This window comes from Nonomuraea rhizosphaerae (genome assembly GCF_019396405.1).
In the GTDB taxonomy this organism is placed as follows: Bacteria; Actinomycetota; Actinomycetes; order Streptosporangiales; family Streptosporangiaceae; genus Nonomuraea; species Nonomuraea rhizosphaerae.
In genome coordinates this window covers 1-4,092 of sequence record NZ_JAHKRL010000073.1, presented here as the reverse complement: position 1 = coordinate 4,092, position 4,092 = coordinate 1, and the positions used below count along the sequence as shown (strand labels likewise).

The 4,092-nt window shown below is 67.4% G+C and carries 3 protein-coding genes and 1 tRNA gene; 3 read left to right on the top strand and 1 reads right to left on the bottom strand.

Features of this window, described 5'->3' with window-relative positions; genetic code table 11:
• Positions 1 to 198 precede the first annotated feature (198 nt).
• Positions 199 to 2,436, top strand: a complete 2,238-nt coding sequence (locus KME77_RS03440; RefSeq protein ID WP_219461848.1) for a transglycosylase domain-containing protein — start codon at positions 199 to 201, stop codon at positions 2,434 to 2,436.
• A 24-nt stretch (positions 2,437 to 2,460) separates the two neighbouring features.
• Here the strand turns inward: KME77_RS03440 and KME77_RS03435 are convergent, their stop codons facing one another.
• Positions 2,461 to 2,922 carry a GatB/YqeY domain-containing protein gene (locus KME77_RS03435; protein ID WP_219461846.1) on the bottom strand — a complete coding sequence of 154 codons (462 nt, stop codon included), beginning with the start codon at positions 2,920 to 2,922 and terminating at the stop codon, positions 2,461 to 2,463.
• Positions 2,923 to 3,012: 90 nt separating this feature from the next.
• Here KME77_RS03435 and KME77_RS03430 point away from each other — a divergent pair, with 90 nt between their 5' ends.
• On the top strand, positions 3,013 to 3,906 hold the full coding sequence (locus KME77_RS03430; RefSeq protein ID WP_219461845.1) for a metallophosphoesterase: 894 nt from the start codon (positions 3,013 to 3,015) through the stop codon (positions 3,904 to 3,906).
• A gap of 65 nt (positions 3,907 to 3,971) precedes the next feature.
• Positions 3,972 to 4,045: transfer RNA gene (locus KME77_RS03425), tRNA-Pro, on the top strand.
• The last annotated feature ends 47 nt before the right edge of the window (positions 4,046 to 4,092 follow it).

Below are 4,092 nucleotides of genomic sequence, written 5' to 3'. Positions count from 1 at the left end.
CACGCCAGCCACCGCGAGCAGGGCAGCATGATCCGCCGCTACATCGCCTGGCGAAACCGCAACACCGATAACCCTCGCCTACGACGCATCGTGAAGAGGGCAAACGTGGCCTGACACGGCACTAGTCACCCCCGCCAGTCAAGGCGAAATGGTGTCGAGTTACCGATAAGGCCACTCTTTCGACGTAGTCTTGGTCTTGTGCAAGCTCAGCGCAAAGATCGTTCCTCTCCGATCCTGAACATCGCGCGGCTGATCGTCGCCGGTGCAGCCGCGGGAGTGCTGGCCGCTGCCGTAGCCCTTCCCGCCGTCGGCGGCGCGGGCGTCTCCGCCAAGGCCGCGATGGACGGAATCGATCTACGACCTGAGGAGCTGAACGAGCCCCCCCTGCCCGAACGCACCGTCCTTCAGGACGCGAAGGGCAAGCAGATAGCCCAGTTCTACTACGAGAACCGGCAGTCGGTGCCGCTCGACAAAGTCGCTCCCATCATGCAGACCGCGCTGATCTCCATCGAAGACTTCAGGTTCTATCAGCACGGGCCCATCGATGTTGAGGGAACGGCCAGAGCGCTCGTCAAAAACCTCACCCAGGGCGGCGTGACTCAGGGCGGCTCGTCGATCACCCAGCAGTACGTCAAGCAGGTTCTGCTGAACGCGGCCGAGACCCCTGAGCAGCAGGCGGCGGCCATCGAGACCACGGTGGCGCGCAAGCTGAACGAGCTGCGGTACGCGATGGCGATCGAGGAGAAGTACTCCAAGAACCAGATTCTCGAGAAATATCTGAACATCGCCTACTTCGGCGCGGGCGCGCACGGCATCCAGGCCGCGGCCAAGCGCTTCTTCGGCAAGCCGGCCTCCGAGCTCAACCTCGTCGAGGCGGCCACGCTCGCGGGCGCGGTCCAGAACCCCAACCGGACCGACCCGAACGTCAACAAGGCCTCCAGGGACCTGCTCCTGGCCCGGCGCAACGTGGTGCTCGACCGCATGGCCCAGCTGGGCAAGATCACCCCGCAGCAGGCCGCCGAGGCGAAGGCCAAGAAGCTCGGCTACAAGGACACCAAGGTCCCCGGTGGCTGCGAAGTCAGCAAATATCCGTACTTCTGCCTGTACGTGCAGAACGAGGTCCTCAACAACGAGGACTTCGGCAAGACCCCGTCGGAACGGCTCAAACTGCTCCAGCGCGGTGGTCTCACCATCAAGACCACCATCGACCCGAAGATGCAGAAGGCCGCCGACAAGGCGATCAAGAAGTACGTCAGCCGCAAGGACAAGCCGGTCGCCTCGCAGGCGATGGTCGTCCCCGGCACCGGCGAGATCAAGGCGATGGCGGCCTCGCGCGTGTTCGGCGGGTCCAAGAAGAAGAACGAGATCAGCTACAACGTCGTCGCCGACGCCAAGCACGGCGGTGGCGGCGGGTTCCAGCAGGGCTCGACGGCCAAGGCGTACACGCTGGCCACAGCGCTCGAGGAGGGCCTGAAGTACGGCGACGGGTTCCCGTCCCCGGCCGGGTTCACCGCGTCCGGCTACGGCGCGTTCAAGGACTGCAAGGGCAACCGTGTCGGCGCCCCCGACCACACCGTGCACAACTCCAGCGAGGGCGGAGCCGGTTTCAAGACGCTCCAGACCGGCACCTGGGGCTCGGTGAACACGTTCTTCCTGCGCCTTGAGGAGCGGGTCACCCTCTGCAAGGTCGCCAAGCTGGCCAAGCGGATCGGGCTCAAGCGGGCCGACGGCGGCAAGCTGCAGGAGGTCGAGACCTTCACCCTCGGCGTCAACGAGGTGGACCCCGTCACGGTGTCCAGCACGTACGCGGTGTTCGCCTCGCGCGGCCAGTACTGCAAGCCGCTGGCCATCACCGAGATCAAGGACCGCAACGGCAAGATCAAGCAGTTCAAGCCCAAGTGCTCGAAGGTCATGGAGGAGGAGGTCGCCGACGCCGTCAGCGGCATCCTCGAAGGCGTCTTCACCAAGGGCACCATGACCGAGGTCGGCGGCATCGGCCGTGACGCGGCCGGCAAGACCGGCACCACCGACGGGTACACGGCCGCCTGGTTCGCCGGTTACACCCCGAACCTCGCCTCCGCCGTCAGCCTCGGCGACCCGCGCGGCGCGTACAAGCACCCGCTGATCGGCGTGACCATCGGCGGGACGTACTACTCGTACGTGTACGGAGCGTCCATCTCAGGCCGCATCTGGAAGACGTCGATGATCGACGCGCTGAAGGGGATCGAGCCGGTCCGGTTCGAGCCGGTGAACCACGAGCGGTTCGGCGGATGCGGCGAGAACTGCGCGCCCAAGCCGAAGAAGGAGAAGGAGGACGACCGGGGCGGGCCGCCGGACGACTTCTTCGACCAGTTCGACCAGTTCCGCGACAACGACGATCGTGGGGGACGCGATCTCGGGCGGGGCGGCGAGCTCCCCATCACCCCGGCCAACTGACCGGGGCTCCTGGGAACCGCCGCCTTACTGCGCTTCCGCGAGGCGGGCGCGTACGACGGCCGCCACGCGGCCTCCCTCAGCCCTGCCCGCGACCTTCGGATTGACCGCCTTCATGACCTGCCCCATCGCCTGAGGCCCACTGGCGCCCGTCTCCCGCACCGCCTCGTCCACCATCGCGGCCAGCTCGTCGTCGGAGAGCTGCGCCGGCAGGTACTCCTCCAGGACCGCCTGCTCGTCCAGCTCCGCCTGAGCCTGCTCGGCGCGGCCCGCGTTGCCGAACGCCTCGGCCGCCTCCTTGCGCTTCTTCGCCTCCTTGGCCAGCACCTTGACGATCTCCTCGTCGCTGAGCTCCCTGGCCTGCTTGCCGGAGACCTCCTCGACGTTGACCGCCGCCAGTGCCATCCGGACAGTCCGGAGGCGCACCTCGTCGCGGCTCTTCAGCGAGGCCGTCAGGTCGGCCTTCAGCTTGTCCTTCAATGCGCTCATGCGCTCCATCTTGCCGCCTGCGCGGACTCTCTCGCGCCTCCATTAACGCGTCCGCGGACGACTTGTCACCGAATCGGGCATCATGAATGGGTGAGGAAAGCCGCCGCGATACCCCTGTCCATTCTCGGTCTCGGCGTGGCCGGGCTGGGTTACGCCTCCGTCGTCGAACGCAACTGGTTCCAGCTGCGCCGCTTCGACGTGCCCGTGCTGGAGCGCGGCCAGCGTCCCGTACGCATCCTCCACCTGTCCGACCTGCACCTGACCCCGGGCCGCAGGATGCTGATCAACTGGGTGCGCTCGCTCGACTCCCTGGAACCCGATCTCGTCGTCAACACCGGCGACTCCATCGCCCACCCGGAAGCCGTCCCCGCCCTCCTCTACGCCCTGGAGCCCCTGCTCTCCCGTCCAGGCCTGTTCGTGTACGGCTCCAACGACCTGTACGCCCCCAAGCCCAAGAACCCCGTCCGCTACCTCTGGCGCACCTCCAAGAACGAGCGCCGCCAGCACGTGCCGTCCCTCCCCTGGCGGGAGCTCGGCGCCGGCATGACCGCCGAGGGCTGGCTGGACATGAACAACACCACCGCCCGCATCAAGGTCGGCGACCTCGACGTGGCCGTGGCCGGCATCCACGACTCCCACATCGACCGCGACCGCTACGACCTCGTCGCCGGCCCCGCCCCCGCCGACGCCGACCTCCGCCTGGGCGTCATGCACTCCCCCGAGCCCCGCAACATGACCCGCTTCGCCGCCGACGGCTACCAGCTCCTCCTCGCCGGCCACACCCACGGCGGCCAGCTCTGCATCCCCTTCTACGGCGCCCTCGTCACCAACTGCGGCATCGACCGCGCCCGCGTCAAGGGCCTGAGCCGCCACGACAGCGCCTGGCTCCACGTCTCCGCCGGCCTCGGCACCTCCCCGTACGCGCCGGTCCGCTTCGCCTGCTTCCCGGAGGCGACGTTGCTCACCCTGGTGCCGCGGCGATAATCCCGGTCACAAGCACCCGTGAAGTCGGCTAGACTTTCTCAAGCACGTGCAAGGCGGGCGTGCACCGGGGTGTAGCGCAGCTTGGCAGCGCGCTTCGTTCGGGACGAAGAGGTCGTGGGTTCAAATCCCGCCACCCCGACAGTATCGCCGCAGGTAGAAGGCCGCTTCCGAAGTTCGGAAGCGCCC